This window comes from Streptomyces sp. AMJ-169 (assembly GCF_055597585.1).
Window position 1 is genome coordinate 70,472 of record NZ_JBVLTJ010000013.1, and the last position, 26,227, is coordinate 96,698.

Genomic DNA, 26,227 nt, shown 5'->3' on the forward strand with positions numbered 1-26,227 from the left:
GCGGGCCTACCGCCAGGGTTCGGATACCGAGCGCAGGGCGGCGACCGTCGCCAGCGCCGCCGTCACCGCTTCGTGCCCCTTGTCCTCGTTCGAGCCCGCGATCCCGGCCCGGTCCAGGGCCTGCTCCTCGGTGTCGCAGGTCAGCACGCCGAACCCGACGGGGATGCCGGTCTCGACGGACACCTGGGCGAGGCCCTGGGTGACGCCCTGGCAGACGTACTCGAAGTGGGGCGTCCCGCCGCGGATGACGACGCCCAGGGCGACGACCGCGTCGTAGCCACGCCCGGCGAGGACCTTGGCGGCGACCGGGAGCTCCCAGCTGCCCGGGACCCGCAGGAGGGCCGGTTCGCCGACGCCGAGGTCGCGCAGGGCGCGCAGGGCGCCGTCGACCAGGCCGTCCATCACCTTCTCGTGCCACTGCGCCGCGACGACGGCGACCCGCAGGTCACCCACGTCGTGTACGGACAGCTCCGGTGCACCCTTGCCGCTCACGTCTCTCCTACTTGCTTTCGCTCGTTCGCTCACTGATTCGCGCACCGGGACGCCGGAGCCTGCTCCAGCCAGGGCAGGTCATGGCCCATCCGGTCCCGTTTCGTGCGCAGATACCGCAGATTGTGCTCGCCCGCCTGGACGGGCATCGGCTCGCGGGCGGTGACCGTCAGCCCGTGCCGGACCAGCGCCTCGGACTTCGCGGGGTTGTTGGTCAGCAGCCGCACCCCGCGCACCCCGAGATCGGCCAGGATCAGCGCCCCGGCCGCGTAGTCCCGGGCGTCGGCGGGCAGCCCCAGCTCCAGGTTGGCGTCCAGGGTGTCCCGGCCGCGCTCCTGGAGCTCGTACGCGCGCAGCTTGGACAGCAGCCCGATCCCGCGCCCCTCGTGCCCGCGCAGATAGACGACGACCCCGCGCCCCTCCTCCTGCACCCGCCCGAGCGCCGCCTCCAGCTGCGGCCCGCAGTCGCAGCGGACCGAGCCGAAGACGTCGCCGGTGAGGCATTCGGAGTGGATGCGGACGACGACGTCCTGGCCGTCGCCGATGTCCCCGTGGACCAGGGCGACGTGCTCGACACCGTCGGCCGCGCGGTAGCCGTAGGCGGTGAACGTGCCGTGCGCGGTGGGCAGTTCGGTGACCGCCTCGCGCTGTACGACGGGTGCGGTGGGTGCCTTGAAGTCGACGGGGCCTTCCGGCTCGCCCTCCCGTTCCCGCCGGTACGCGATCAGGTCCTCGATCGAGATGATCGTCAGACCGTACTTGCGGGCGAACGGGACGAGTTCGGGGAGGCGGAGCATCCGGCCGTCCTCGCCGGCGATCTCGACGATGGCTCCGGCCGGGCGCAGCCCCGCGAGGCGGGCGAGGTCGACGGCGGCCTCGGTGTGGCCGTCGCGGGCGAGGACGCCGCCGGGGCGGGCGCGCAGCGGGAAGATGTGGCCGGGGCGGACGAAGTCGGCGGGCTCGGCCTCGCCGCCCGCCAGCAGGCGCAGGGTGGTGGCGCGGTCGGCGGCGGAGATGCCGGTGGTCACGCCGTGGGCGGGGCCCGCGTCGACGGAGACGGTGAACGCCGTCTTCATGGACTCGGTGTTGTCCTGGACCATCTGCGGCAGCGCGAGCCGGTCGAGTTCGGGGCCCTCCATGGGCGCGCAGATCAGTCCCCGGCACTCGCTCATCATGAACGCGACGATCTCGGGGGTGATCTTCTCGGCGGCGACGACGAGGTCGCCCTCGTTCTCGCGGTCCTCGTCGTCGACGACCACGATCGGGCGGCCGGCGGCGATGTCGGCGACGGCCTGGGCGACGGGGTCGAGGGTGAGGTCTTCCGCGGCGAGGCCGAGGCCGGCGCCGATCTCGTACCGGGCGGTCGGTGTGCTGATGCTCATGCGGGCGCTCCTTCCAGGACGGGCCGGCGTGAACGCAGCCACCAGTCGCGCATGCCCCACAGGACGAGGGCGCCGTAGATGACGTAGACGAAGCCGGAGAAGGCGTAGCCGTTGGCGAAGTTGAGCGGGACGCCGACGAGGTCGACGAGGAGCCAGGCGATCCAGAACTCGACCATGCCCTTGGCCTGGGCGTACATGGCGACGACCGTGCCGACGAAGATGTACGCGTCCGGCCAGGGGTCCCAGGACAGGGTGGGGAACGCCTGGAAGAGCAGGGCGACGGCGACCGTGCCGACGGCTCCGGCGGCGGTCATCGCGCCGCGCTCGGACCAGGTGGCGAAGCGCGGGACGACCCCGCCCTTCTGCTTGCGCCCCCACTGCCACCAGCCGTACGCCGCGACCACCATGACGATGACCTGCTTGCCGGCGCTGCCCGCGAGATGGCCGTAGAACGCGCCGAACAGGACGAGTCCGGAGAGGAACTGGACCGGCCAGGTCAGCACGTAGCGGCGCCAGCCGAGGGCCAGGGCGGTGAGGCCGAGGATGTTGCCGATCATGTCCGACCACAGGATGTGCTGGCCGAACAGGACGAACGCCTCGGAGTTCAGCGCGTTCACTTCCCCGCTCCCATCAGCCGCTCGACGTACTTGGCGACGATGTCGACCTCGAGGTTGACCGGGTCGCCGGGCTGCTTGAGGCCGAGCGTGGTCAGGTCGAGGGTGGTGGGGATGAGGCTGACGGTGAAGAAGTCGGCGCCCGCCTCGACGACCGTGAGGCTGATGCCGTCGACGGTGATCGAGCCCTTCTCGACGACGTAGCGCGCGAGGCCGGCCGGGAGGGAGACCTTGACGATCTCCCAGTGCTCGGAGGGGGTGCGGGCGAGGATCTCGCCGGTGCCGTCGACGTGGCCCTGGACGATGTGTCCGCCGAGGCGGGCGCCGACGGCCGTGGGGCGTTCGAGGTTGACGCGGGAGCCTGCGGCGAGGGCGCCCAGGCTGGAGCGGTTCAGGGTCTCGGCCATGACGTCGGCCGTGAACTCGTCGCCCTCGTGCTCGACGACGGTCAGACAGACGCCGTTGACGGCGATGGAGTCGCCGTGCTTCGCGCCGTCGGTGACGACGGGGCCGCGCAGCCGGAAGCGGGAGGCGTCGCCGAGGTTCTCGACGGCGGTGACCTCACCCAGCTCTTCGACGATTCCGGTGAACACTTCCCGGGTCCTCCTGCCTCATGGGGCACGGACTCCGGGGCCTGTCGAGAGACGACAGAACACGGGCACACGCACTGAGGAGGACGCCGGACACACTCATCCGCCGACGCGGACGAGTACGCATACGGCGGCGCACCACAGGTGCCTGCCCGCCGCGCACTGCCTCCCATCCGGACTTTAACCGTCGGTCCAGGAATTCCACCTGGTCAACCGATCACTGAAAGCGATCGGGTCGCGGACTATAACCGCCGGTTCGGACTTTCACCGACCCCGGAGTGCGCTGCTACTGGTACAGAGTCAGTGTGCCACGGGCGGGGGTGGTCCATACGGGTGAGGGGTGTGGTGTGGGTCACAGAGGGTGGTGCCGGGCTTCCGCTGCGTCAGCTTCTGTGATGGCCGGCGGCGGCTTCGGGCGGCCGGGGCGTCGACGCTTCGGGCCGGGGGCGGCCGGGCCCGTGCGCTCGGGCACAGTGTCCCCATGACGACCGCGCTCGCCGCCGAGTTCGAGGCCCACCGTCCCCGCCTGTTCGGTCTCGCCTACCGCATGCTGGGCTCCGCCCAGGAGGCGGAGGACGCCGTGCAGGACGCCTATCTGCGGCTCGACGGCGCGGACCGGTCCGCGATCGAGCACCTCGGCGCCTGGCTGGCGAAGACCGTCACCAACCTCTGCCTCAACCGGCTGACCTCGGCGCGGGCCCGCCGGGAGCGGTACGTCGGCGCCTGGCTCCCGGAGCCGGTGGCCACCTCAGGCGACGCCCTCGGCCCGCTCGAATCGGCGGAGCAGCGCGACGCCGTGTCCATGGCGATGCTGGTCCTGCTGGAGCGGCTGACGCCGACGGAACGGGCGGTGTATGTGCTGCGGGAGGCGTTCGGGTACGGGCACCGGGAGATCGCGGAGGTGCTGGATCTTTCGGAGGGGAATTGCCGGCAGGTGTATCGGCGGGCGGTGGGGCGGGTGGCGGAAGAAGACCACCGGTTCGAGCCCGCCCCTGAACGGCAGGCCGAGCTGGTGGCGTCCTTTCTCGCGGCGGCTCAGGACGGCGACCTCCCCCAGTTGGAGAAGCTGCTGGCGGCGGACGTGACGTGGTGGGCGGACGGCGGCGGCAAGGTCACGGCGGCGCTGCGGCCGGTGGTCGGCCTGGACAAGGTCGCCCGTTTCTTGAACGGCATCCGCGAGCGGTTCCTGTTGACGATGACGTTCGAGCACGCGGAGCTGAACGGGGCGCCGGCGCTGCTGGCGTGGGACGGGGACCGGCTGATGGGGACGGTCGGTTTCACGTACCGGGACGGGTGGATCGTGGACATGTGGGCGGTCCTGAACCCGGACAAGTTGCGTTATCTGCAAGGCCAGTTGGGGAGGTAAGGCCGATCCCCCGGAAACAGGTCGCCCACCCTTGTCACATCCGGCGCCGCCGTCCGGTCTGTTGAGCGGAGGGCGTTCCACCAGGGGCCGCCCGCCGCACGGGAAGGCTGGACGTCATGACCAGGATGCTCACGGTGCTGGTGACGGGCGGAACCGGAACGCTCGGCCGGCCCGTCGTCGAACGGCTGCGGGCGGACGGCCACGAGGTACGGGTGGTGAGCCGCCGCAGCGAGCGCCATCCGGTGGACCTGCGCGCGGGCGGGGCGGGGCTGGACACGGCGCTGGCGGGGGCGGACGTCGTCGTGCACTGCGCGAGTTCGCCTCGCGGCGGCGACGAGGAGGCCGCCGGCCATCTGCTCGACGCGGCGCGGCGGGCCGGGGTGGGGCACGTGGTGTACATCTCGATCGTGGGCGTGGACCGAGTCCCTCTGGGCTACTACAAGTCCAAGCTGGCGGTCGAACGCCTCGTCATGGCTTCGGAGTTGCCCTGGACGATCCTCCGGACGACCCAATTCCACGACTTGGTGGCTCAGTTGCTGGCGGGCCTGACGAGGTCCCCTGTGGTCCCGGTCCTCGCCCATGTCCGGGACCAGCCGATCGAGGTCACCGAAGTGGCGTCCCGCCTGGCCGAGTTGGCGACCGCCGCCCCTGCGGGCCGGGTCCCGGACATGGGCGGCCCGGAGATCCGCTCCTTCGAGGACTTGGCCCGCGCCTACTTGCGCTCCCAGGCCAAACACCGCCCACTGCTCAGGATCCCGCTATGGGGAGCGGCATACCGGGGCTTCCGAGCGGGCGGCCACTTGACCCCGGAACAGGCGGTGGGGAAGGGGACGTTCGAGGAGTACTTGGCGAACAGGGGTTAGTAGGCGGGGAGTTGGGAGCGAGCCGGAGAGACTGCGCCCCATACGTACGACGCCGTCACCCCGCCGTGTCGAACAACTGATCCTGCGCCGCCCCCCGAGCCGTCAGCAACGCCCCCCGCAGCACGGCCCCGTCACCAAGCCCGCTGGCCCGTACCTCGGTGGCCAGCGGAACCATCCCCCGAACCCGCTCCGCAACCCGCCCGGCCAACTCAACTCCCCCAGCCTGCCCAACCTCCCCACCCAGCACGACACACCCCGGATCAAGCACGGCCACGGCGGAAACGACACCGAGGGCGATGCGCTCGGCGAGAGCATCGAGGAAGGCGGGGGCGGCGGGCCGGAGCGGGGGTTCGTGACGGGGTCTCACGGGGGACGACTGCTCGCCGTCCGGCGCCACAGAGACCGGCTGCACATCGGCCGCGGGCCGCAAAGACCCGCCGCCCGGCACCGCAGAGACCGGCCGCGAAGGCCCGCCGCCCGGCACCGAGACCGGCTGCACACCGCCCGGCACCGCAGAGACCGCCCGCACGTCGGCCGCCGACCGCAAAGACCCGCCACCCAGCGCCGCAGGGACTGGCCGTGAAGGCCCGTCGTCCGGCGCCGTAGAGACCGGCTGCACGCCGTCCGCCGGCCGCGAAGACCCGCCGCCCGGCACCACATCGACCGGCTCCTCACCACCCCCCGCCGCAGAACCCGACGCCACCCCCCGCCGCCCCTCCTCAGCCACCCGCGCAGCCTCCCGCACCACCCCCGCCGCCCCCGACCCCCCGCGTACCCCGAACTCCCCCGCCAGCCCCAGCACCGCCGCCGCGCCCACCAGCGTGTGGAACCCCCCGTCGCAGTCCCGCGCCGACGGCAACCCCGTCGCCCCCGGGACCGGCAGGAAGCCGATCTCGCCGGTTCCGCCGGAGGCTCCTCTGCGGAGGCGGCCGTCCAGGAAGACCGCCGCGCCGATGCCGTGGGCGAGCCAGAGGAAGACGAAGGTGTCGCGGTCCTGGACGACGCCGTCGGCCCGCTCGGCGAGGGCCGCGAGGTTGGCCTCGTTCTCGACCAGCACCCGCACCTTCGGGAAGCGCTCCTGGATCGCCGAGGCGAGCCGGCGGTGCCAGGTCGGCAGGCCGGTGGAGTCACGGAGTTCCCCGCTGCCGGGGTCGATGAGCCCGGGCGCGCCGACGCACACGGTGTGCAGGGCGTCCGCGCCGGCCTCCTTGACGGCCCGCTCCAGCAGCGTCACCGCCTGCTCGACGGCGGGCCCGGTGCCGGTGTCCCCGCCGATCGGCACGGACGCCTCCGCGAGCACATGGCCGACGAGGTCGGAGACGACGACGGCGACCCCTTCGGTACGCACGTCCAGCGCCGCCAGATGGGCCCGGCCGCCGACGATCCCGTACACCTTCGCGTTCGGCCCCCGGCGATGCGCGCCCGCCTCCCCCGTGACCTCGATCAGCCCGGCGGCGGTGAGGCGTTCGACGAGGTCGGCGACCGACGGGCGGGACAGGCCCGTGAGCTGTTTCAGCTGGGCCGCCGTGAGGGGGCCCTCCTGCTGCAACAGGCCGAGCGCCAGCCGGTCGTTGATGGCTCGGGCGGTACTCGGTGATGCGGGCATGCCGGGAGTCTCCCATGGCCCCGGCGCCCTCGAACGACCGCTGCTTCCGTGCACTCCGCTTACCCCCTATTTATCAGGCAGCCTTCCTGATAATTTACGCCCCGACACTGACACCGAGGTATCAAGAGGAGTGGTCCGATGGGCGACGTGCGACGCGGCCGGTACGCGCTGGCGGCGGTGTTCGCCGTGCACGGCGGGGTCACCGGCTCGTTCGCGACGCGGGTGCCGTGGATCCAGGACCACGCCGGCGTGAGCACCGGCGAGCTGGGGTTCGCGCTGGCGTTCACGGCGTTCGGCGCCGCCTGCGCGATGCCGCTCGCGGGCCGCGTCACGCACCGGTTCGGCAGCAGGGCGGCGCTGCGCGGACTCCTCGCGCTGTGGACGCTGTCGCTGACGCTGCCGTCGCTGGCCCCGGGCCTGCTCACCCTGTGCCTGGCGATGTTCGTCTACGGCGCCTCGGCGGGCATGGCGGACGTCGCGATGAACGCGCTCGGCGTCGAGATGGAGCACCGGCTGAAGAAGTCGATCATGTCCGGGCTGCACGGCATGTGGAGCGCGGGCACGCTGACCGGCTCGGCGGCGGGCACGCTGGCGGCGCATCTCGGCGCGGACGCCCGCCTGCACCACGCGCTGGCCGCCCTCACGCTGACGGTCCTCGGCGCCGTCGCCTGCTCGTGGGTGCTGGACCTGCGTCCGACGGCGGACGAGGAACCGCCCCCGCGCTTCGCGCTGCCGCCGCGTTCGGCACTGCTGATCGGCGCGGTCGGGTTCTGCGCGGTGTTCGCGGAGGGCGCGAGCATGGACTGGTCGGCGGTGTACCTGGAGGACCGGCTGGAGTCCTCGGCGGCGCTGGCGGCGGCCTGCACGACCGGTTTCATGCTGACGATGGCGATCGCCCGGCTGGCCGGGGACGCGGTGGTGAACCGCTTCGGGAGCGTACGGACCGTGCGGCTGGGCGGGGTGCTGGCGGCGCTGGGCGGGCTGCTGATCGTCGTGGCGGACGAACCGCCGGTCGCGATGGCCGGCTTCGGGCTGACCGGGCTCGGCATCGCCGTCGTCGTCCCGCTGTGCTTCGCGGCGGCCGGGCACAGCGGGCCCAATCCGAGCCAGGCGATCGCGGGGGTGGCGACGGTGACGTACACCTCGGGGCTGATCGCGCCCAGTCTCATCGGCGGGGTGGCCCAACTGTCCAGTCTGATGGTGTCGTTCTGTGTGGTGACGGCGCTGGCCTTCGGGCTCGTCCTCTTCGCGAACGTGCTCAAGGGGGCGGACCGCAGTGTGGCGCCGGCGGCCTGGGAGGTGCCGGTGCCGAAACCCTGACACGTCCCCCTTTCGGGGAACTCCGCCCCTTTTCCCCGTTCCGGCTGGCACGCTTCCCCCATGACGGAGTTGGAGGAGTTCGCCCCGGCCGCCCCGCCCGCCGCCGTGGACGCCGTGATCGCGCGGATGCGGGCGCTGGGCGCGGGCCTGCCCGAGCGGGACGGGGTCGGGGTGTTCAACCGGGTGTATCTGACGGTGACCGAGGAGGTGGACCGGCGAATCGACAGGGGCGCGTTCGAGGACGCCCGCGCGGCGGCCACGCTCGATGTGCGGTTCGCCGAGCGGTACCTGAAGGCCGTCGACGCCGAGACCAACGGCCTGCGCCCGCCCGCCTGTTGGCGCCCCCTCTTCCAGATGCGCCGCCATCCGGGCGTACGGCCGCTCCAGTTCGCGCTGGCCGGGATCAACGCCCATATCGGGCACGACCTGGCGCTCGCCGTCGTGGACGCCTGTCACAGTCTGGACTGCCGACCAGCGGATCTGGAGGACGAGTTCGACCAGGTCGGGGACATTCTGGTGGCGCTGGAGGAGCGCATCCGCGAGGACTTGATGCCGGGCCCGGATCTGCTCCAGCTCGCCGATCCGCTCACCCATCTGGTGGGTTCCTGGAGTCTGGAGCGGGCCAGGGCGGCGGCGTGGGCGGCGGCCCGCGCGCTCTGGGCGTTACGTCAACTCCCCGAGCTGGCCGAGGACTTCGCCGACCGCCTGGACGCGGCCGTCGGCTTCGCGGGCCGCATGCTGCTCACGCCGCTGCCGGACTGACGCCCAACTCCCCTGACCCATAAGGCCGCACCCCAACTCCCCTCAGTCCTCCGGCAGTTCCACCGGAGCGATCTCGTCGAACACGTCCCCGGGCCCCGGATTCGCCGCGTCCGTGGCCCCGCCGAAGTGCCGCATCACTCCCCACACGGCGTTCAGCGCGGTCTGCACGGCCCCCTCCGCCCACCCTGCGGTCCACGAGATGTCGTCCCCCGCGAGGAACAGCCCCCGCCGCCCGGCCGGCAGCCCCTCCTGCATGAAATGCGTGAACAGCCGCCGCTGGTACCGGTAATGACCCGGCAGATTGGCCTTGAACGCGCCCATGAAATACGGCTCGCTCTCCCATGACACGGTCACCGGACTGCCGATGATGTGCTTGCGGATGTCGACCTTCGGATAGATCTCCCCCAGCGACTTCAGCATCACCTCCATCCGCTCCCCCGCCGACAGCGGCAGCCACTTGGAGCTGTCGTCGCACCAGGTGTACGACAGGCAGATCACCGCCGGCCGGTCCGGACCGTCGTCGAGGAGGTAAGTCCCGCGCGTCATGCGGTCGGTGAGGGTCATCGACATCACGTCCCGCCCGGTCTCCGGGTCCTTGTCGAGCCAGAACGGGCGGTCGACGGGGACGAAGAGCTTGCTGGACTCCATGTAGTGGGTGCGCTCGATGGCGGTCCAGTGGTCGGCCGGGAAGAGGTCGTCGTCGCAGACCACCTTGGACAGCAGCATCCAGGACTGCGCGGTGAAGACGACGGCCCGGTAGGTGCGGATGCCGCCGGCCGCGTCGGTGACGGTGATCCGGTCCCCGGCGGTGCGGTGCAGCCGGGTCACGGCGGGCAGCGGGGCGCCGCCCTCGTGCAGGCTCGCGAGCGACGTCCCGTACGGCCAGTGCACGGCCTTCGGCGGCTCGGACTCCCAGAGCCTGAGCGGCAGTTGCTGGGAGCCGCCGACGATTCCCCGGTGGTGGTCGTCGGCCTCGGTGTAGACGACGCGCAGGATCTCCAGGATCGAGTTGGGGAAGTCGGTGTCCCAGCCGCCGGTGCCGAAGCCGACCTGGCCGAAGATCTCGCGGCGGCGGAAGGACTTGAACGCCTCGGAGGCGCACAGGAATCCGTAGAAGGTCTGGTTGTCGAGCCGCTCGACGAGCCGGGACCAGATCTCGCGGATGCGCGGCACGTCCCGTTCGCGCAGCGCGCGGTTCATCGCGGTGAACTCGGCGCCTTCCTCAAGGCACTTGGCCCAGGCGTCGGCCACATCCCGGTAGATCTGCGGGAGTTCGGCGACCGTCCGCGCGTAGTGCGTCTCGCCCTTGAGGTCGACGACCGTCGAAGGGGTCACCTCCGCAAGGGGGTTGGGGAACGGGCGGGTGGTCAGGCCGGCCAGGTCGATGTAGTGCTGGAGGGCCGTCGAGGAGGGCGGGAAGCGCATCGCGCCCATCTCCGCCGTCAGCCCCTCGGCGCCCTGCCCGTCGAACCCGACGGTCCGCAGCCGCCCGCCGATCCGGTCGGCCTCGTACACGACCGGCCTGAGCCCCATCTTCATCAGCTCGTACGCCGTCACGATCCCCGACAACCCGCCCCCGATGACGGCGACTTCGGCCCCGTGCTCGGTCGCCGGGATCTGCCCGAGCCCGGCCGGGTGGGCGAGGAAGTCGTCGTAGGCGTAAGGGAAGTCGGGGCCGAACATCGTGATCGGCTGCCGCTGCCCGTCTGCGTGCTCGACGGCGTTGGGCACCATGGACGTCATGGGGTTTCGAACTCCTGGCGGTCAGATGAGGGAACGGTAGAGACCGGGCCGCCGGTCCGCGAGATAGGGGTTGGCCGCGCGGGAGGCGGCGAGCAGCTCCGGGTCCACGTCGGCGACCGCCAACTCCTCGCCCCGGCCCGCCCGTACGCGTACGAGCCCGTCGGGCCCGGCCAGCGCGGACAGCCCGACGAAGTCGAACCCCCCTTCCACGCCGACCCTGTTGACGTACGCGACATACATCTGGCTCTCGAAGGCCCGCACCGGGATCATCGACTCGGCGACGAACTCGAACGGATGCATCTGAGCCGTCGGCACGATCAGCAGGTCGGTCCCGGCGAGGGCGTGGGCGCGGACGTTCTCCGGGAACTCGACGTCGTAGCAGATCATCAGCCCGACGGTCACCCCACCCAACTCCGCCTGCACGACGGCCTGTTCACCGGGGGTGAAGTGGTCGCGCTCGAAGGGGCCGAAGAGGTGGGTCTTGCGGTAGTTGGCGAGGCGGGTGCCGTCGGGGGAGATGAGCTGGACGGAGTTGTGGACGGGGCCGGCGGCCTCAGGACTTCCGGCGCCCCCGGAGCTCTCGCCGCGCCCGGCTTCCCCGGCGCCCCCGGCTTCCCCGGCCCGCTCCGGATACCCGTACGCGATGGCCACCCCGTACCGCCCCGCGATCTCCGCCACCGCGTCCGCCGACTCCCCGTCCGCCGGTTCGGCGAGGCGTTCGATGGCCGCGCCGATCGCGTATCCGGTGAGGAACAGCTCCGGCGCGATCAGCAGTCCGGCCCCCGCCTCGGCCGCGCGGGCCGCCGCGTCGTCCAGCGCCTTGAGGTTGCCGCCGACGGAACCGGGACGTCCGGAGCTCTGGAGCAGAGCGGTGCGCATACGTGTCCTCACCTGGGAGAAGAGGGGGTTGGGGGGCCACGTAGACGCTACGGCCGCCGGTTTCACCGGACAAGGCGGAGCTGTTGCGCGCGGGTGAGCTTTTCGTTGCGTGGATCTTGGGCGGGGCGGCGATTCGTTGCGCGGGGAGAGCTAGGCCACAGAGGAAGCAACGCTCAGCTCACAACGCGTCCTCTCAGACACCGCCCAGCCCGAAGCCCGCCCTCTCAAACACCGCTCAACTCGAAGCCCGCCCCCTCAGACACCGCCCAGCCCGAAACACGCGCCCCCTCAACGACCGCTCAGCCCGAAACACGCCCCCCTCAAACACCCCTCAGCCCGAAGCCCGCCCTTCAAGAACCCCGCCTCAAGCACGCGCCCCTCCAAGAACCCCTGCTCAAGCCGGCGCCCCGCACTCTCAAGCCGGCGCCCCCGAAGAGAACCTCCTCAGCAGCGGCGACAGCACCAGCACCGACTTCGTCCGTTCCACGAACGGCTCCCCGGCGATCCGCTCAAGCACCCGCTCGAAGTGCCGCATGTCAGCGGCGAAGACCTGCGCGATGGCGTCGGCGTCCCCGGTGACCGTGGACGCCGCGACCACCTCCTGGTACCGCTCGAGCCCGCGCCGGATCGTCTCCGGAGAGGTGTTGCGCCGGCAGTGGATCTCGACGAACCCCTCGGTCTCCCACCCCAGCGCCGCCGGATCGACCCGCACCGTGAACCCCGTGATCGCCCCGCTCTCCCGCAGCCGGTCCACCCGCCGTTTCACCGCCGGCGCGGAGAGCCCGACGAGCTGCCCGATGTCGGCGTAGGACCGCCGGGCGTCCTCGGCGAGGGCGTGCACGATACGTTCGTCCAGGTCGTTCAACACATACCGCAGTAGAACACGCGCCGATAAGACACCAGCAGCTCAGCCGCCCGATGCCGGTCCGGCGCCGCCCACGACAAGCGACGCCGTCCGCCAAGAAGTCCCCAGGAAGTCCCCCAGGGGGTCCGCCAGGGGGTCTGCCAGGAAAAGCGCAGCCGCTAGCTCCAGCTCGCGTGCAACGGCTTCCCCTCCGCATACCCCGCCGCGCTCTGGATCCCGACGACCGCCTTCTCCTCGAACTCGGCCAAGGACCCCGCCCCCGCGTACGTGCAGGACGACCGCACCCCGGCGATGACCGAGTCGATCAGGTCCTCCACGCCGGGCCGCGCCGGGTCGAGGTACATGCGGGACGTCGAGATGCCCTCCTCGAACAGGGCCTTGCGGGCGCGGTCGTAGGAGGACTCGTCGGAGGTCCGGTTGCGGACCGCGCGGGCCGACGCCATGCCGAAGGACTCCTTGTACAGGCGCCCGCTGGCGTCCTGCTGGAGATCGCCGGGGGACTCGTACGTCCCGGCGAACCAGGAGCCGATCATCACGTTGGACGCGCCGGCGGCCAGCGCCATGGCGACGTCGCGCGGGTGGCGGACGCCCCCGTCGGCCCAGACGTGCTTGCCGAACTTGCGGGCCTCGGCGGCGCATTCGAGGACGGCGGAGAACTGCGGCCGGCCCACGCCGGTCATCATCCGCGTCGTGCACATCGCGCCGGGGCCGACCCCGACCTTGATGATGTCGGCGCCGGCCTCGATGAGGTCGCGGACGCCCTCGGCGGAGACGATGTTGCCGGCGGCGATCGGGACCGAGGGCGAGAGCGCGCGGACCGTGCGGATCGCGCTGATCATCGACTCCTGGTGGCCGTGGGCCGTGTCGATGACCAGCGTGTCGACGCCCGCGTCGAGGAGCTGTTTGGCCTTGCCCGCGACGTCGCCGTTGATGCCGACGGCGGCGGCGATGCGCAGCCGCCCGGCGGCGTCGACGGCCGGGGTGTACAGGGTGGCCCGCAGGGCGCCCTTGCGGGTGAGGATGCCGGCCAGCTTGCCGTCGGTGTCGACCGCCGGGGCGTAGCGGCGGTTCGCGGCGTCGAGGGTGTTGAACGCCTCGCGCGGGTCGATGTCGGCGTCGAGGAGCAGCAGGTCGCGGGACATGACCTCGGCGAGCTGGGTGAAGCGGTCGACGCCGGTGAGGTCCTGGTCGGTGACGACACCGACCGGCCGCCGCTCGTCGTCGACGACGACACCGGCGTTGTGCGCCCGCTTCGGCAGCAGCGCGAGGGCGTCGGCGACGGTCTGGTGCGGCGCGAGCACGATCGGGGTGTCCAGGACGAGGTGCCGGCTCTTGACCCAGCGGACGACGTCGGTGACGACGTCGATCGGGATGTCCTGCGGGATGACGACGAGCCCGCCCCGGCGCGCGACCGTCTCGGCCATGCGGCGCCCGGCGATGGCGGTCATGTTGGCGACGACGAGCGGGACCGTCGTCCCCGTCCCGTCCGGCGAGCGCAGGTCCACGGCCTGCCGGGAGCCCACCGAGCTGCGGCTCGGGACCATGAAGACGTCGTCGTACGTCAGGTCGTACGCGGGCCGGATGTCATTGAGGAAACGCACGTGCCGCACATCCCAGTCGTTCAGAGTGACCCCCGGGACGGTCCGCCAGGGGGAAGAAGCACGTACTTCAGTGTCCCACGAACACCCGATCGACCGATCTGGGGCAAACATCCAGGGCGGCCGGAAGGGTGCTCGGAGGAACGTCCAAAAAGCTACTTGCGGTTACCGAAGGCGAGGAGTACCGACAGCCCCTCGGCCCGGTCGACCGCCTCGGTGAACACCGCCTGCGCGACGTCCCACTCCTCGGGCGCGGCCTTGGCGTACCGCTGCCAGTCGCGCACCACGATCCGCAGGCCCGCCTCGGCGGCGGGCGCGGGCCAGACGCCGGGGTCGGAGAGGGAGTCGACCAGCGCGTCCCAGTTGCGCCCGAACCAGTCCGGCAGCGACAGCGCCTGTGCGGCGCGGTCCATCAGACCCGCCTTGTCCGTCACGCCCGCAAGGTCCAGTGTGACCTCGTACCGGCTCATCTCAGCACCGCCCTGAACGATTTGTAGTGATCATCGGTGTAGTAGATCTCCCCGTCCTCGCCGGTGATGATGCGCCGGGCGCCCCGGGTCTGCACGCCCGGGGTCTTGACGGTGAACTCGTGGTAGTAGCCGCGCTTGTGCTTGGCCAGCAGGCCCTCGTAATTGCCGAAGACGATGCCGTCACGGGAGTAGGGGTAGGGGCCGCCCTTGTCGATGAGGGCGAGCGTGGAGCGGGCCTCGGCGGGGAGGCCGGCGGCGCGCACGGTGCGCAGACCGGCCGCCCAGGAGGGGGCGGAAGCGGAGGCGCCGGGGGACGACGCCGTGGTCGTAGGACTGGTCTTGTGGGATGACCCGCAGCCCGCCAGCAGGACCAGCAGACAGGCGAGCAGTACGCGGGGGACGAACCGGAACAGCATGAGGAGATGCTGTCACGGCCGCCCCCGGCGAAAAATCCGGCCGGCCCCTGAAAAGACCCCGAGAGGCCCCCGAACAGATCCCTTACGGGTGGCTCAGGGCCCGTCCGGGTCGGTCCGCGCGAGCGCCGGCTTGGGGGTGGGTCCGGCGGTCATCAGGTAGTCCGCCGCCGAGGTGTCGGTGACGAGGCTGGTGACCAGCCCGGAGCGCAGCACCGCGTCGATCGCGGCGGCCTTGCGCTGCCCGCCCGCGATCGCGACGACCTCGGGGATGCGGCGCAGCTGGTCGGCCTTGACGGTGATGCACCGCTCGCCGAGGTCGCGCCCGACGCGGCGGCCGTCGGAGTCGAAGAGGTGCGCGGACATCTCGGCGGCGACCCCGAGGGTGGAGTAGTGGGCCCGCTCCTCCTCGGTCAGCATGTCGTGCACCGTGGAGATGCCGGGCTCCCAGGAGCCGATGGAGACGCAGGCGACGGTGACCTTGTCGAAGTACTCGAAGGCCCGCGCGATCCCGGTCTGGCTGCGCAGCGCGGTCGCGGTGGCCGCGTCCGGCAGCAGCATGGGGGCGTAGATGGGGTGGGCGTCGCCGCCGGACACCTGAGCCGCCCGGCGCACCGCCTCCACCGAGCCGCGCTCGGCGGTCCCCGCGTCGTAGACCCCGGTCAGCTGCACCACCGTGCAGGGCGGGAGCCGGTCGAGGGCCGCCGCCATGTGGATGGTGGAGCGGCCCCAGGCGAGGCCCAGGATGTCGCCCTCGTTGACGAGTTCACCGAGCAGTTCGGCGGCCACCTCCCCGAGGTTCTCGGGGTCGGGGGAATCCGCCGCCTCGGCCGGGGACTCGACCACGACCGCGTGCCGCAGGCCGTAGCGGGCGCGCAGCGCGTCGGAGCGGTCGGCGTCCAGCTCGGCCGGGACCCGGATCTCGATGCGGACGAGGTCCCGTTCCAGGGCGGTCTCCAGGACCCGGGCCACTTTGAAGCGGCTGACGCCGAACTCCTCCGCGATCTGGATCTTGGACTTGCCCTCCAGGTAGAAGCGGCGGGCCATGGCCGCCGCCTGGACCAGCTCAGCGGGTCCCATCCGCATGGCTGACCGGCCCGCCGACATACCCGACACGGCGTTCTCCTCACTGCTGTTCACACTCTGGACTCGCCGTTCATCCTCGCAGATCCGGCGTGCTTGATCAGCCCGGAAGGGCTTCGTTCACTTGCCCGTGGCCCCATGGACGCATGCCGCCTCGGCCTGCACGCGCAGGGCCCGGACGGCGGCGGCGGGGTCCTCGGCGCCGTACACGGCCGAGCCGGCGACGAAGACGTCCGCGCCGGCCTCGGCGCACCGCTCGATGGTCGAGGCCGAGACCCCGCCGTCGACCTGGAGCCACAGCTGGAGCCCGTGCTGGTCGATGAGCTGCCGGGTGCGGCGGATCTTCGGCAGCATGATGTCGAGGAACGCCTGCCCGCCGAAGCCCGGCTCGACGGTCATGACCAGCAGCATGTCCAGCTCGGGCAGCAGGTCCTCGTACGGCTCGATGGGCGTAGCCGGCTTCAGGGCCATCGACGCCCGGCCGCCCTTGGCCCGGATCTCCCGCGCGAGGCGGACCGGCGCGGCGGCGGCCTCGACGTGGAAGGTGACGGAGGAGGCGCCCGCCTCGATGTACTGCGGGGCCCAGCGGTCCGGGTCCTCGATCATCAGGTGGCAGTCCAGCGGGGTGTCCGTCGCCTTCGCCAGCGACTCCACGATCGGCACGCCGAGGGTGAGGTTCGGGACGAAGTGGTTGTCCATGACGTCGACGTGGAGCCAGTCGGCGCCGTCGACCGCCTTCGCCTCGTCCGCGAGACGGGCGAAGTCGGCGGACAGGATGCTGGGGTTGATCTGCACGGGCATGGGTCAAGCCTCCCATGCCCGGAAGGGACGGGAGCACCGGCGGGGTACCGGAAGAGGCACTATTCGTACGATCATCCCGCCGCCGCTGCTCTCACCTCACCCGTTCCTCCTGATCAGCGCCAGATACATCGCGTCGGTCCCGTGCACATGCGGCCACAGCTGTACGTCGGGCCCCTCGCCGAGCTGCGGCACGCCCGGCAGCAGGGGCCGCGCGTCGATGAGGTCGGCGTGCGGGAACTGCTTGAGGAGGTCGGCGACGACGGCCCGGGTCTCCGCGAGGTGCGGCGAGCAGGTGGCGTACCCGACGACCCCGCCGACCCGCACCGACTCCAGGGCCGTGCGCAGCAGGTCCCGCTGGAGCGGCGCGAACCCCTCGAGGTCCTCGGGCCGGCGCCGCCAGCGCGCCTCGGGACGGCGTCGCAGGGCGCCGAGTCCGGTGCACGGCACGTCCATGAGCACCCGGTCGAAGACGCCGGGCCGCCACGGCGGACGCGTCCCGTCGGCGGTGATGACCTGGTAGGGACCGGGGTTGCCGCGCAGCGCCTTCCCGACGAGCCCGGCGCGGTGGGGCTGCTTCTCGGCGGCGAGGAGGGTCGCGCCGCGCTCGGCGGCGAGGGCGGCGAGCAGCGCTGCCTTGCCGCCGGGCCCGGCACAGCCGTCGAGCCAGAGCGCGTCGCTTCCGTCGACGGGGGCATTGGCGAGGGCGAGCGCGACGAGCTGGCTGCCCTCGTCCTGCACCCCGGCCCGCCCCTCACGGACGGCCGGCACGGCCCCCGGCTCCCCGCCCTCGGCGAGCCGCACGGCGTACGGCGACCAGCGCCCCTCGACGGCCGCGTCCTCCTCCAGCAGCTCCCCGACTGAGGCCCGCCCCGGCCGCGCGACCAGCGTGACCTCGGGCCGCTCGTTGTCGGCGGCCAGCAGCTCCTCGATCCCGGCGCGCCCGCCGCCGAGGGAGTCCCAGAGGGCGGAGACGATCCAGCGGGGGTGCGAGTGGACGACGGCGAGGTGGTCCTCGGGGTCGTCGTCATAGGGCGGCGCGACCTTCTCGACCCAGCCGTCGAGGTCGTGCTGGGCGACCTTGCGCAGCACGGCGTTGACGAACTTGGCCCGTCCGTCGCCGAGGACGACCCGGGCGAGCTCGACGGAGGCGGAGACGGCGGCGTGCGTGGGGATGCGCGTCCCGAGGAGCTGGTGCACGCCGAGGCTGAGCACGTCGAGGACGGGCGGGTCCACCTCGCGCAGCGGCCGGTCGACGCAGGCGGCGATGACGGCGTCGTACGTCCCCTGCCGGCGCAGTGTCCCGTACACCAGCTCGGTGGCGAGGGCCGCGTCCCGGCTGTCGAACTCCCCTTGTTCCCGGGCCTTCCTCAGCAGTGGCGGGAGCACGAGATTCGCGTACGCGTCCCGCTCGTCCACCGCACGCAGCGCCTCGAAGGCGAGGAAGCGGACGGGGTCTTTCTTCGGCCGCCGGTAGGGCTTGGCGGGCTTGCGGGGAGGGGTGTCGCTCACGAAAAGGTGCTCCGGAAACATGGGTGATACGGGCGTCAAGCGTACGTCGGGGGCGGGGCCGGCGTCGGGGGCCGGGCCGGCGTCGGGGCGGGCTCAGGCGCCGAGGGTCTCCCCGTCCGCCCCCCGCACCCCGCGCGCCCAGTCGGCGGCGCGCATCGGCTTCTTGCCCTGGGCCTGGACCCAGAGGAGTTCGACGGCGTGCGAGCCGGTGCCGACGTAGACGTTGTTCTTGCCGACGGCGAGCTGCCCGGGGGTGAGGCCGTCGCGGTCGGGGAGGGGGGTGACCTGGATGAGCTTGAGCCGCTCGCCGCGGAAGGTGGTCCAAGCGCCGGGCGCGGGCGTGCAGCCGCGTACGACGCGGTCGACCCGCAGCGCCGGGTCGTTCCACTCGACGCGCGCGTCCTCCACCGTGATCTTCGGCGCGAGGCTGATCCCGTCGCCGGGCTGCGGTACGGCCGTGAGGGTGCCGTCCTCGATGCCGTCCATGGTCGCGGCGAGCAGTCCGGCGCCGGCGAAGGCGAGCCGGGTGAGGAGGTCGCCGCTGGTGTCGGTGGGGCGGACGGCCTCGGTGACGGTGCCGTAGACCGGTCCGGAGTCCAGCCCTTCCTCGATCAGGAAGGTGGACGCGCCGGTGATCTCGTCGCCGGACATGATCGAGCGCTGCACGGGGGCGGCGCCGCGCCAGGCGGGCAGGAGGGAGAAGTGCAGGTTGACCCAGCCGCGCGCGGGGATGTCGAGGGCGGCGCGGGGCAGCAGGGCGCCGTAGGCGACGACGGGGCAGCAGTCCGGGGCGATGGCCGCGAGCCGCTCCAGGAACGCGGGGTCCCGGGGCCGGGCCGGCTTCAGCACCTCGATGCCGGCCTCCTCCGCGCGCTCCGCCACCGGCGAGGCCACCAGCCTGCGCCCGCGCCCCGCCGGCGCGTCCGGCCGCGTCACCACCGCGGCGACCTCGTGCCGCCCCGACGTGAGCAGGGCGTCCAGGGCGGGGACGGCGACTTCGGGGGTACCGGCGAAGACGAGCTTCATGGAAGGGCGGGGCCTCTCGGGAGGGGTGCGGGACCTGAGAAGTCTAGTGAGCCGGGGAGGGCGTCGCGTCGCATCGTGTCCCGCTGTTCGGGCACCCGGCGTCACCAAATGGGCATCCGACGTCACGAACCGGGCACCCGATGGCAAAGGGGGCGCACGCATATGCCCATACGCCCCACACCGTGACCCCCGGCAGGCCCGTCGCGTTGGTCAAGAAAGAGTTGACCCCCTATCTCTTAACGCCGGTTCGAGAGGCTTGTTGATGGCCGACCACGCAACCCACGACGCCCAGGCCCGCGCCAGCCTGCACTTGCTGGTGCGGGACATCGAGCGGGTCCGCCGCCAGGTGGACGCACTGCGCACCCTCACCGCCCAACTGGGCAACGTCTACCGCCCCCGCCGCTCCGGCCCCTCCACAGGCTTCGTCGTCTACGGCCGCGCCCCCGCCCCCACGGTCCGCCTGGCCCAGGAGCTGCGGGACAGCGTGGAGACGCTGGTGACGGCGGCGGTCGACTTCGACCGCTCCCTCGGCTTCTCCTGGGACGCGGTCGGTTCGGCCCTGGGCGTGACGAAGCAGGCGGTGCACCGCCGGTACGGCGCCCGCAGGGCGAACCCGCAGCCCGCGCAGGAGACGGAGCTGGCCGCGGAGCCGTCCGGGACGCGCACGGTGAACGTGGGCGCGGGCATCTCGGCGGTCCCCACCGTCCCGGCGGCCCGCTCGATGCCGACCCAGCCGACGGCGGGCAGCCCGTCCTTGCGCGAGGAGCCCCGCCCGACGGCGTTCCCGGGCCCGCGCAACGGCTGAGACGCCCACCGGAGGAAAGGCGCCTGCCAGAGGACCCCGGACTGCCCTTTCGGCCCGCACCCGAGGGGGCAGTGAAGCACCGGACGACGTTGGGCAGCGGCCTTTACGGGGGCTGACGGGCGGGCGGCAGGGGCCTTTACGGCGTCTGATGGGCGGACGGCGATGCGTCTGCGGCGGGCGGCGGCGGGTAGCGATGCGTCTGCGGCAGCGGGCGGCGATGCGGCGGCGGGTAGCGACGCGTTTGCGGCGGCAGGCGGCAGGCGGGAGCACCTTTGCGGCGGCAGGCGGCGATGCGGCGGCAGGCGAGCACAGGCATCTGCGGCAGCAGGCGGCGATGCGACGGCAGGCGGCAGGCGGCAGGCGGCAGGCAGCCATGCGTCTGCGGCGGCAGGCAGGCGCCAGCATCTGCGGCGGCGGCGCAAGCACCTACGGCGGACGAGCTCCGGCAGGCAGCGGCGAGCCCCCGGCAAGCACCGGCGAACCCCCCTCCCCTCACCCGATATCCGGCGGATCGATCCGCACAACCACCCTCCCTTCCTCCTCCCCCTTCCCCCTCCCCCGCCGAGCCGTCCGAGCGGCCAGCGCGTTCTTCAGTGTGGCGGCCAGCGCCCCGCCCCGCCCCGGCGGCACCCGCACCAGCGCCCGCTCCCACCGCTCCCCCGGCGGCGGCCCCCCGACGACCCGAGGCCGCCCGACCGGCGTGACCGCGAGCGGTACGGGCCCCAACACCTCGGCCTCCGCGGGCAGTTCGACGGCGGCGAGGAAGTCGGCGACAGCCCGGGGCGGCCCCGACACGGCGGCCATCCGCGACACCGGCGGAAACCCCAGCTCGGCCCGCTCCCCCAACTCCCGCACGGCATGCCCGACGGGGTCCCACCGCACGAGCGCCTGCACGGGCCGAAGCGTCGGCTCGGCGACGACGACCACGGTCCCCCCGTCCCCCTGCGGCCGCACGAGCGAGGCGGCGGCGATCCAGCGCCGCAGGGCGTCCTCCCCGGCCCGCAGATCGGGCCGCCCGAGCATGGCCCACCCGTCCAGCAGCAGCGCGGCGGCGTACCCGCCCTCGGCGACGGGCTCGGCCCCGGGCGTACTCACGACGAGCGCGGGCGCCCCCGGCACGGTGTCGAGGACATGCTCCCGCCCGGACGTCCGCACCGGCACGGCGGGAAAGGCCCGCCCCAGCTCCTCGGCGGTCCGCCGGGCCCCCACGACCTGGGCCCGCAGCCGGAACCCCCCGCACTCGGGACAGTGCCAGGAGGTCTCGCCCTTCCCGCACCACCCGCACACGAGCGCCCCCCCGTCCCGCCCCTCCAGCGGCCCGGCGCACTGCCGGCACCGCGCGGGCTCCCGGCACTGCGCGCACGCCATCCGCGGCACATACCCCCGCCGGGGCACCTGCACCAGCACCGGCCCGCTCTTCAGCCCGTCCCGCACGGCCTGCCAGGCCAGCGAGGGCAGCCGGGCGGCGCGGGCGGCCTCGTCCCGCGCGAGATCCTGGTCCCCCACGGTCCGCACCAGCGGCACCGCCCGCCGCACCTGCTCCCGCGCGGCGACGACCGGCCGCGCCCACCCGCTCTCGACCAGCCGCGCCGCCTCGACCGTGCAGCTCCAACTCCCCAGCAGGAACCCGCACTTCTCCTGGGCGGCCCGCAGCAGCAGCACGTCCCGGGCGTGCGGCTGCGGGGCGTGCGGCTCACTGTGGCTCCCGTCCCCGTCGTCCCAGATGACGACGAGCCCCAGCTCCCGCACCGGCGCGAACATCGCCGCCCGCGTCCCCACCACCGCCCGCACGGCCCCCCGCCGCACCGCGAGCCACTGCGCGTACCGCTTCTCCGGCCCGGCATCGGCGGTCAGCACGGCATGCCGCCCCGCCCCCAGCACCTGCGTCAACGCGGCATCGACCCGGGCCACGGCCCGCCCGTCGGGTACGACGACCAGGGCCCCCCGCCCGGAGGACAGCACCGCCCCGACGGCCCGGGCGATCTCCTCACTCCACTCCGGCCCGGGCAACGCGTTCCACACCGCCCGGGGCACCCCCCCTTGGGCCAGCGCCTCGACGAACGCGCTCCCCTTCTCGTACCGCGCCCAGGTCCCGGCACCGGGCGCGGCGGGCGGCGCGAGCGGCGCGGCGGAGTCCCGCTTCTCGGCCCGCGCCGACCGGGGCGGCACGGCCAGCTGCACCACGTCGGCGAGACTCCCCGCGTACCGGTCGGCGACGGCCCGGGCCAGCGCGAGGAGGGGCGGCTCCAACACGGGCTCGCCGGAGACGACTTGGGCGAGGGCGGCGAGGGCCCCGGAGTACTCGGAGGAAGCGACGCGCTCGATCAGAAACCCATCGACAAGTCCCCCGCCTTCCCGCCTCCCTTGCCGCACCTTCCCTCCGCCGGCCCCGAACCGCACCCGAACCCGAACCCCCGGCTGGGCAAGCTCATCCAGCTCGGCGGGAACGGCGTAGTCAAACAACCGATCCAGATGCAGAACTCCTTTATCAACCAGCACCCGAGCCACAGGCAACGAGGAAGCCACAGCGGCCCCCCGCCAGGTCCGAGGCTTGGCCCGCTCCCGCACACTCTCCCGAATAAAAGCCAGCTGCTCAGCCCCCACCGGCTCCGACTCCCCACGCACACCGCTCACCCTCGATTAATACCAAACCCCACTGACAACGCCTCCCCGCAAACCCTCCGAGGAGCTCGTATCAGAACGCTGCGAACCCGTTCTCATTCGGAGGGGGACAACCATGCATGAGATCTTCGTCAACTACCGGACCAAAGACGGCAAGGAACTCGCCTACCTGTGCGAGCGCGCTCTGACCACGAGGTTCGGCCACAACAGCGTCTTCCTCGCCAGGAAGTCGATCGCCCTCGGAAGCGACTACACCGACTCATTGCTCGAAGCCGCTCAGCACTGCCATGTGTTCCTCGCCCTGATCGGGGAGGAATGGCTGGACACCCCTGACCGGAACCATCCCGGCCGCCGGGCCCTGGACAACCCGGCCGACTGGGTACGCAGGGAGATCGAGGAGGCTTTCACGGCGGAAACTCTGGTCGTGCCTGTGCTGATCAGCCGTAACGCAGGACAACTGGACCCCGGCCGCTTGCCGGAGTCCATAGCGAAGCTCGCGACGCGTCAGTACATCCGGCTGGACCTGAACCGCTTCGACACGGACATAGAGCACCTGGCGAACAGGCTGACACGCCAGATTCCCTCGCTCGCCAGACTCGACGCCATCCATGCCGCGCCCTCTGGCAGCACGGCCTGGGCCTGATCAGTTCGTACCCACATGCAAAAGAGGCCCGGGGTTCAGGGAACCCCGGGCCTCTCAAGCAGGACTACAGACCGGCGGCCTTCTTCAGGGCCTCCACCCGGTCCGTCTTCTCCCAGGTGAACTCCGGCAGCTCACGGCCGAAGTGGCCGTAGGCGGCGGTCTGGGCGTAGATCGGGCGCAGGAGGTCGAGGTCGCGGATGATCGCGGCCGGGCGGAGGTCGAAGACCTCGTCGATGGCCTTCTCGATCTTCTCGGTCTCGATGGTGTTGGTGCCGAAGGTCTCGACGAAGAGACCGACCGGCTCGGCCTTGCCGATCGCGTAGGCGACCTGGACCTCGCAGCGCGAGGCGAGACCGGCGGCGACCACGTTCTTGGCGACCCAGCGCATCGCGTAGGCGGCCGAGCGGTCCACCTTGGACGGGTCCTTGCCGGAGAAGGCACCGCCGCCGTGGCGGGCGAACCCGCCGTAGGTGTCGATGATGATCTTGCGGCCGGTGAGCCCGGCGTCACCCATCGGGCCGCCGATCTCGAACCGGCCGGTGGGGTTGACCAGCAGCCGGTAGTTCTCGGTGTCGAGCTTGATGCCCTCGTCGAGGAGCGCCTTCAGCTCGGGCTCCACCACGAACTCGCGGATGTCCGGCGTCAGCAGCGAGTCCAGGTCGATGTCGGACGCGTGCTGCGAGGAGACGACGACCGTGTCGAGGCGGACCGCCTTGTCGCCGTCGTACTCGATGGTGACCTGGGTCTTGCCGTCGGGGCGCAGGTAGGGGATGGTCCCGTTCTTGCGGACGTCCGAGAGGCGCTTGGAGAGGCGGTGCGCGAGGAAGATCGGCAGCGGCATGAGGGTGGGCGTCTCGTCGGACGCGTAGCCGAACATCAGGCCCTGGTCGCCGGCGCCCTGCTTGTCCAGCTCGTCCTCGTCGCCCTCGACCCGGGACTCGTACGCGGTGTCGACACCCTGCGCGATGTCAGGGGACTGCGCGCCGATGGAGACCGAGACGCCACAGGAGGCGCCGTCGAAGCCCTTCTTCGACGAGTCGTAGCCGATCTCCAGGATCTTCTCCCGGACCAGCTGCGGGATCGGCGCGTACGCCTGGGTGGTGACCTCACCGGCGACGTGGACGAGGCCGGTCGTGATCAACGTCTCGACGGCGACGCGGGACTTGGGGTCCTCGCGCAGCAGCGCGTCGAGAATGGTGTCGCTGATCTGGTCAGCGATCTTGTCGGGGTGACCTTCGGTCACGGACTCCGAGGTGAACAGGCGACGGGACACAACGCTCCCTGTGGTTGCAGCGGCTGCTGGCTGATCATTGGTGGGCACGACGGGAGCTGCGCCCGGCGTGTCCGGGAACAGTTTATCGGTCGTACCCCACCACGGGCCCACGTGTCTCGCCTCTCGGGAGCGCCGTGACCTGCGGCACGAGCATTCTGCCCAATGCTCCGCGCCGTTGACCAGAGGCGCCGCGCCCGAATCGAGTGAGGCTCGACGGGTCCGGAAGGCGCATCCAACCGTCAGCCGAGGCGTTCCGTCACCAGGTCCCACACGATTTCGGCCAAAGCCTCCTTGGGCCCGTGCGGCACGGCCGTCTCGCTGCCGTCGGCGCCCAGGACCACCGCCTCGTTCTCCTCCGAGCCGAAGGTCCTGCGCTCCCCCACCTCATTGACGACCAGCAGGTCACACCCCTTACGGGCGAGCTTCGCGCGTCCGTTCGCCAGCACGTCGTCGGTCTCCGCGGCGAAGCCCACGACCACCTGGCCCGGCCGGGCGCGTCCGGCCGATATCTCGGCGAGGATGTCCGGATTACGCACCAGCGCGACCGGTTCCGGATCTTGGCCGTCTTTCTTCTTGATCTTTCCGCTCGCATAGTTCGCGGGACGGAAGTCGGCGACCGCGGCGGCCATCACGATTGCATCCGCATCCGCTGCGAATTTCAGTACCGCCTCCCGCAGCTGCACCGCCGTACCCACCTGGACGACATCCACACCCGCCGGGTCTGTGAGATTAGTGTTCGCCGCGATCAGCGTGACCCGCGCGCCGCGCGCCGCCGCCGTGCGCGCCAGGGCGTAGCCCTGTTTGCCGGAGGAGCGGTTGCCGAGGAAACGGACCGGGTCGAGGGGTTCGCGGGTGCCGCCGGCGCTCACCACCACGTGCCGCCCGGCCAGGTCCGGCTCGCGCACCCCCCGCGCGAGGACCCTTCGGCACACCTCGAAGATCTCCGCCGGGTCGGGCAGCCGCCCCTTGCCCGTGTCGACCCCGGTCAGACGGCCGACCGCCGGTTCGATCACGACAGCTCCGCGGCGGCGCAGGGTCGCCACGTTCTCCCGCGTCGCCGGGTGCTCCCACATCTCCGTGTGCATCGCGGGCGCGAAAACCACCGGGCAGCGGGCGGTCAGGAGGGTGTTGGTGAGGAGGTCGTCCGCGAGACCGTGGGCCGCCTTGGCGAGCAGGTCGGCGGTGGCGGGGGCGACGATCACGAGGTCGGCGCCCTGTCCGATGCGGACGTGCGGCACCTCATGGACGTCGTCCCACACCTCGGTCGACACCGGGTGCCCGGAGAGCGCGGACCAGGTGGCGGCGCCGACGAAGTGCAGCGCGGCGGCGGTCGGCACCACGCGGACGTCATGCCCCGACTCGGTCAGCCGGCGCAGCAGCTCACACGCCTTGTACGCGGCGATCCCGCCGCTGACCCCCAGGACGACCTTCGGCTTCTCCACCGGCACTCCCCGATCCCGACCCGCGTACGGACTTCCGTGTACGACTCCATGACACACCACAGG

General features: G+C 72.2%; 24 protein-coding genes and 1 riboswitch. Of the genes, 6 read left to right on the forward strand and 18 right to left on the reverse strand.

The window, feature by feature from the left end; all coding sequences use genetic code 11:
* Positions 1-6 precede the first annotated feature (6 nt).
* Genes ribH through ACYUD3_RS28850 form a run of 4 tightly spaced genes read right to left on the reverse strand, consistent with a single transcriptional unit; the run spans position 7 to position 3,078 of the window.
* The gene (gene ribH / locus ACYUD3_RS28835) at positions 7-492 is read right to left on the reverse strand and encodes a 6,7-dimethyl-8-ribityllumazine synthase (protein WP_470975901.1); all 486 of its coding nucleotides are present in this window, start codon (positions 490-492) and stop codon (positions 7-9) included.
* A 29-nt stretch (positions 493-521) separates the two neighbouring features.
* Positions 522-1,871, reverse strand: a complete 1,350-nt coding sequence (locus ACYUD3_RS28840; protein ID WP_470975904.1) for a bifunctional 3,4-dihydroxy-2-butanone-4-phosphate synthase/GTP cyclohydrolase II — start codon at positions 1,869-1,871, stop codon at positions 522-524.
* On the reverse strand, positions 1,868-2,488 hold the full coding sequence (locus tag ACYUD3_RS28845; protein ID WP_470975907.1) for a nicotinamide mononucleotide transporter family protein: 621 nt from the start codon (positions 2,486-2,488) through the stop codon (positions 1,868-1,870). Before ACYUD3_RS28845 ends, ACYUD3_RS28840 begins: the two co-directional genes overlap by 4 nt.
* The gene (locus ACYUD3_RS28850) at positions 2,485-3,078 is read right to left on the reverse strand and encodes a riboflavin synthase (RefSeq protein WP_470975910.1); all 594 of its coding nucleotides are present in this window, start codon (positions 3,076-3,078) and stop codon (positions 2,485-2,487) included. The genes ACYUD3_RS28845 and ACYUD3_RS28850 overlap by 4 nt, the downstream gene beginning before the upstream one ends.
* Before the next feature lie 152 nt (positions 3,079-3,230).
* Positions 3,231-3,361, reverse strand: a riboswitch (FMN riboswitch).
* 195 nt (positions 3,362-3,556) lie between these two features.
* On the opposite strand from ACYUD3_RS28850, the gene ACYUD3_RS28855 reads away from it, so the two are divergent.
* Positions 3,557-4,441: an RNA polymerase sigma-70 factor gene (locus tag ACYUD3_RS28855; protein WP_470975913.1), complete on the forward strand. Its 885-nt coding sequence runs from the start codon at positions 3,557-3,559 to the stop codon at positions 4,439-4,441.
* Positions 4,442-4,566: 125 nt separating this feature from the next.
* Entirely contained in the window at positions 4,567-5,304 is a 738-nt protein-coding gene (locus ACYUD3_RS28860) for an SDR family oxidoreductase (protein ID WP_470976345.1), read from the forward strand.
* Between the two features lie 55 nt (positions 5,305-5,359).
* Here ACYUD3_RS28860 and ACYUD3_RS28865 read toward each other — a convergent pair whose 3' ends face one another.
* Positions 5,360-6,910, reverse strand: coding sequence for an ROK family transcriptional regulator (locus ACYUD3_RS28865; protein WP_470975916.1), 1,551 nt, complete (start codon positions 6,908-6,910; stop codon positions 5,360-5,362).
* A gap of 138 nt (positions 6,911-7,048) precedes the next feature.
* On the opposite strand from ACYUD3_RS28865, the gene ACYUD3_RS28870 reads away from it, so the two are divergent.
* Positions 7,049-8,230 (forward strand): MFS transporter, encoded by a 1,182-nt coding sequence (locus ACYUD3_RS28870; protein ID WP_470975919.1) that lies wholly within the window; start codon positions 7,049-7,051, stop codon positions 8,228-8,230.
* 60 nt (positions 8,231-8,290) lie between these two features.
* Entirely contained in the window at positions 8,291-8,992 is a 702-nt protein-coding gene (locus ACYUD3_RS28875) for a DUF5995 family protein (RefSeq protein WP_470975922.1), read from the forward strand.
* A 42-nt stretch (positions 8,993-9,034) separates the two neighbouring features.
* Here the strand turns inward: ACYUD3_RS28875 and ACYUD3_RS28880 are convergent, their stop codons facing one another.
* From ACYUD3_RS28880 to fmt, 10 genes are all read right to left on the reverse strand, one after another.
* The gene (locus tag ACYUD3_RS28880; RefSeq protein WP_470975925.1) at positions 9,035-10,735 is read right to left on the reverse strand and encodes a flavin monoamine oxidase family protein; all 1,701 of its coding nucleotides are present in this window, start codon (positions 10,733-10,735) and stop codon (positions 9,035-9,037) included.
* Positions 10,736-10,756: 21 nt separating this feature from the next.
* The gene (locus ACYUD3_RS28885) at positions 10,757-11,614 is read right to left on the reverse strand and encodes a carbon-nitrogen hydrolase family protein (protein ID WP_470975928.1); all 858 of its coding nucleotides are present in this window, start codon (positions 11,612-11,614) and stop codon (positions 10,757-10,759) included.
* Between the two features lie 415 nt (positions 11,615-12,029).
* A complete protein-coding gene (locus ACYUD3_RS28890; protein WP_470975931.1) occupies positions 12,030-12,482 on the reverse strand; it encodes an Lrp/AsnC family transcriptional regulator in 453 nt (150 codons plus the stop codon).
* Between the two features lie 155 nt (positions 12,483-12,637).
* Entirely contained in the window at positions 12,638-14,080 is a 1,443-nt protein-coding gene (locus ACYUD3_RS28895; protein ID WP_470975934.1) for a GuaB1 family IMP dehydrogenase-related protein, read from the reverse strand.
* 152 nt (positions 14,081-14,232) lie between these two features.
* The gene (locus ACYUD3_RS28900) at positions 14,233-14,547 is read right to left on the reverse strand and encodes a barstar family protein (protein ID WP_470975937.1); all 315 of its coding nucleotides are present in this window, start codon (positions 14,545-14,547) and stop codon (positions 14,233-14,235) included.
* Positions 14,544-14,963 carry a guanyl-specific ribonuclease gene (locus tag ACYUD3_RS28905; RefSeq protein WP_470975940.1) on the reverse strand — a complete coding sequence of 140 codons (420 nt, stop codon included), beginning with the start codon at positions 14,961-14,963 and terminating at the stop codon, positions 14,544-14,546. The genes ACYUD3_RS28900 and ACYUD3_RS28905 overlap by 4 nt, the downstream gene beginning before the upstream one ends.
* Before the next feature lie 93 nt (positions 14,964-15,056).
* Complete coding sequence (locus ACYUD3_RS28910; protein WP_470975943.1) at positions 15,057-16,100, reverse strand: sugar-binding transcriptional regulator; 1,044 nt, start codon at positions 16,098-16,100, stop codon at positions 15,057-15,059.
* Between the two features lie 63 nt (positions 16,101-16,163).
* Positions 16,164-16,844, reverse strand: coding sequence for a ribulose-phosphate 3-epimerase (gene rpe, locus ACYUD3_RS28915; protein ID WP_470975946.1), 681 nt, complete (start codon positions 16,842-16,844; stop codon positions 16,164-16,166).
* A 96-nt stretch (positions 16,845-16,940) separates the two neighbouring features.
* Positions 16,941-18,353: an RsmB/NOP family class I SAM-dependent RNA methyltransferase gene (locus ACYUD3_RS28920; protein WP_470975948.1), complete on the reverse strand. Its 1,413-nt coding sequence runs from the start codon at positions 18,351-18,353 to the stop codon at positions 16,941-16,943.
* Between the two features lie 93 nt (positions 18,354-18,446).
* Entirely contained in the window at positions 18,447-19,379 is a 933-nt protein-coding gene (gene fmt / locus ACYUD3_RS28925; RefSeq protein ID WP_470975951.1) for a methionyl-tRNA formyltransferase, read from the reverse strand.
* A 262-nt stretch (positions 19,380-19,641) separates the two neighbouring features.
* Here fmt and ACYUD3_RS28930 point away from each other — a divergent pair, with 262 nt between their 5' ends.
* Positions 19,642-20,184: a hypothetical protein gene (locus tag ACYUD3_RS28930; RefSeq protein ID WP_470975954.1), complete on the forward strand. Its 543-nt coding sequence runs from the start codon at positions 19,642-19,644 to the stop codon at positions 20,182-20,184.
* A gap of 492 nt (positions 20,185-20,676) precedes the next feature.
* Here the strand turns inward: ACYUD3_RS28930 and ACYUD3_RS28935 are convergent, their stop codons facing one another.
* The gene (locus ACYUD3_RS28935; protein WP_470975957.1) at positions 20,677-22,818 is read right to left on the reverse strand and encodes a primosomal protein N'; all 2,142 of its coding nucleotides are present in this window, start codon (positions 22,816-22,818) and stop codon (positions 20,677-20,679) included.
* 103 nt (positions 22,819-22,921) lie between these two features.
* Between ACYUD3_RS28935 and ACYUD3_RS28940 the strand changes: the two genes are divergently transcribed.
* Entirely contained in the window at positions 22,922-23,449 is a 528-nt protein-coding gene (locus ACYUD3_RS28940) for a toll/interleukin-1 receptor domain-containing protein (protein ID WP_470975960.1), read from the forward strand.
* Between the two features lie 64 nt (positions 23,450-23,513).
* Here the strand turns inward: ACYUD3_RS28940 and metK are convergent, their stop codons facing one another.
* Positions 23,514-24,722: a methionine adenosyltransferase gene (gene metK, locus ACYUD3_RS28945; RefSeq protein ID WP_470975963.1), complete on the reverse strand. Its 1,209-nt coding sequence runs from the start codon at positions 24,720-24,722 to the stop codon at positions 23,514-23,516.
* A 239-nt stretch (positions 24,723-24,961) separates the two neighbouring features.
* A complete protein-coding gene (coaBC, locus tag ACYUD3_RS28950; protein ID WP_470975966.1) occupies positions 24,962-26,164 on the reverse strand; it encodes a bifunctional phosphopantothenoylcysteine decarboxylase/phosphopantothenate--cysteine ligase CoaBC in 1,203 nt (400 codons plus the stop codon).
* Between the last annotated feature and the right edge of the window lie 63 nt (positions 26,165-26,227).

Coding starts and splice junctions, on each gene's coding strand:
- ACYUD3_RS28840 (WP_470975904.1), bottom strand. CDS start 1,871: ATGAGCATCAGCACACCGACCGCCCGGTACGAGATCGGCGCCGGCCTC.
- ACYUD3_RS28855 (WP_470975913.1), top strand. CDS start 3,557: ATGACGACCGCGCTCGCCGCCGAGTTCGAGGCCCACCGTCCCCGCCTG.
- ACYUD3_RS28860 (WP_470976345.1), top strand. CDS start 4,567: ATGCTCACGGTGCTGGTGACGGGCGGAACCGGAACGCTCGGCCGGCCC.
- ACYUD3_RS28865 (WP_470975916.1), bottom strand. CDS start 6,910: ATGCCCGCATCACCGAGTACCGCCCGAGCCATCAACGACCGGCTGGCG.
- ACYUD3_RS28870 (WP_470975919.1), top strand. CDS start 7,049: ATGGGCGACGTGCGACGCGGCCGGTACGCGCTGGCGGCGGTGTTCGCC.
- ACYUD3_RS28875 (WP_470975922.1), top strand. CDS start 8,291: ATGACGGAGTTGGAGGAGTTCGCCCCGGCCGCCCCGCCCGCCGCCGTG.
- ACYUD3_RS28880 (WP_470975925.1), bottom strand. CDS start 10,735: ATGACGTCCATGGTGCCCAACGCCGTCGAGCACGCAGACGGGCAGCGG.
- ACYUD3_RS28885 (WP_470975928.1), bottom strand. CDS start 11,614: ATGCGCACCGCTCTGCTCCAGAGCTCCGGACGTCCCGGTTCCGTCGGC.
- ACYUD3_RS28900 (WP_470975937.1), bottom strand. CDS start 14,547: ATGAGCCGGTACGAGGTCACACTGGACCTTGCGGGCGTGACGGACAAG.
- ACYUD3_RS28905 (WP_470975940.1), bottom strand. CDS start 14,963: ATGCTGTTCCGGTTCGTCCCCCGCGTACTGCTCGCCTGTCTGCTGGTC.
- rpe (WP_470975946.1), bottom strand. CDS start 16,844: ATGCCCGTGCAGATCAACCCCAGCATCCTGTCCGCCGACTTCGCCCGT.
- fmt (WP_470975951.1), bottom strand. CDS start 19,379: ATGAAGCTCGTCTTCGCCGGTACCCCCGAAGTCGCCGTCCCCGCCCTG.
- ACYUD3_RS28930 (WP_470975954.1), top strand. CDS start 19,642: ATGGCCGACCACGCAACCCACGACGCCCAGGCCCGCGCCAGCCTGCAC.
- ACYUD3_RS28940 (WP_470975960.1), top strand. CDS start 22,922: ATGCATGAGATCTTCGTCAACTACCGGACCAAAGACGGCAAGGAACTC.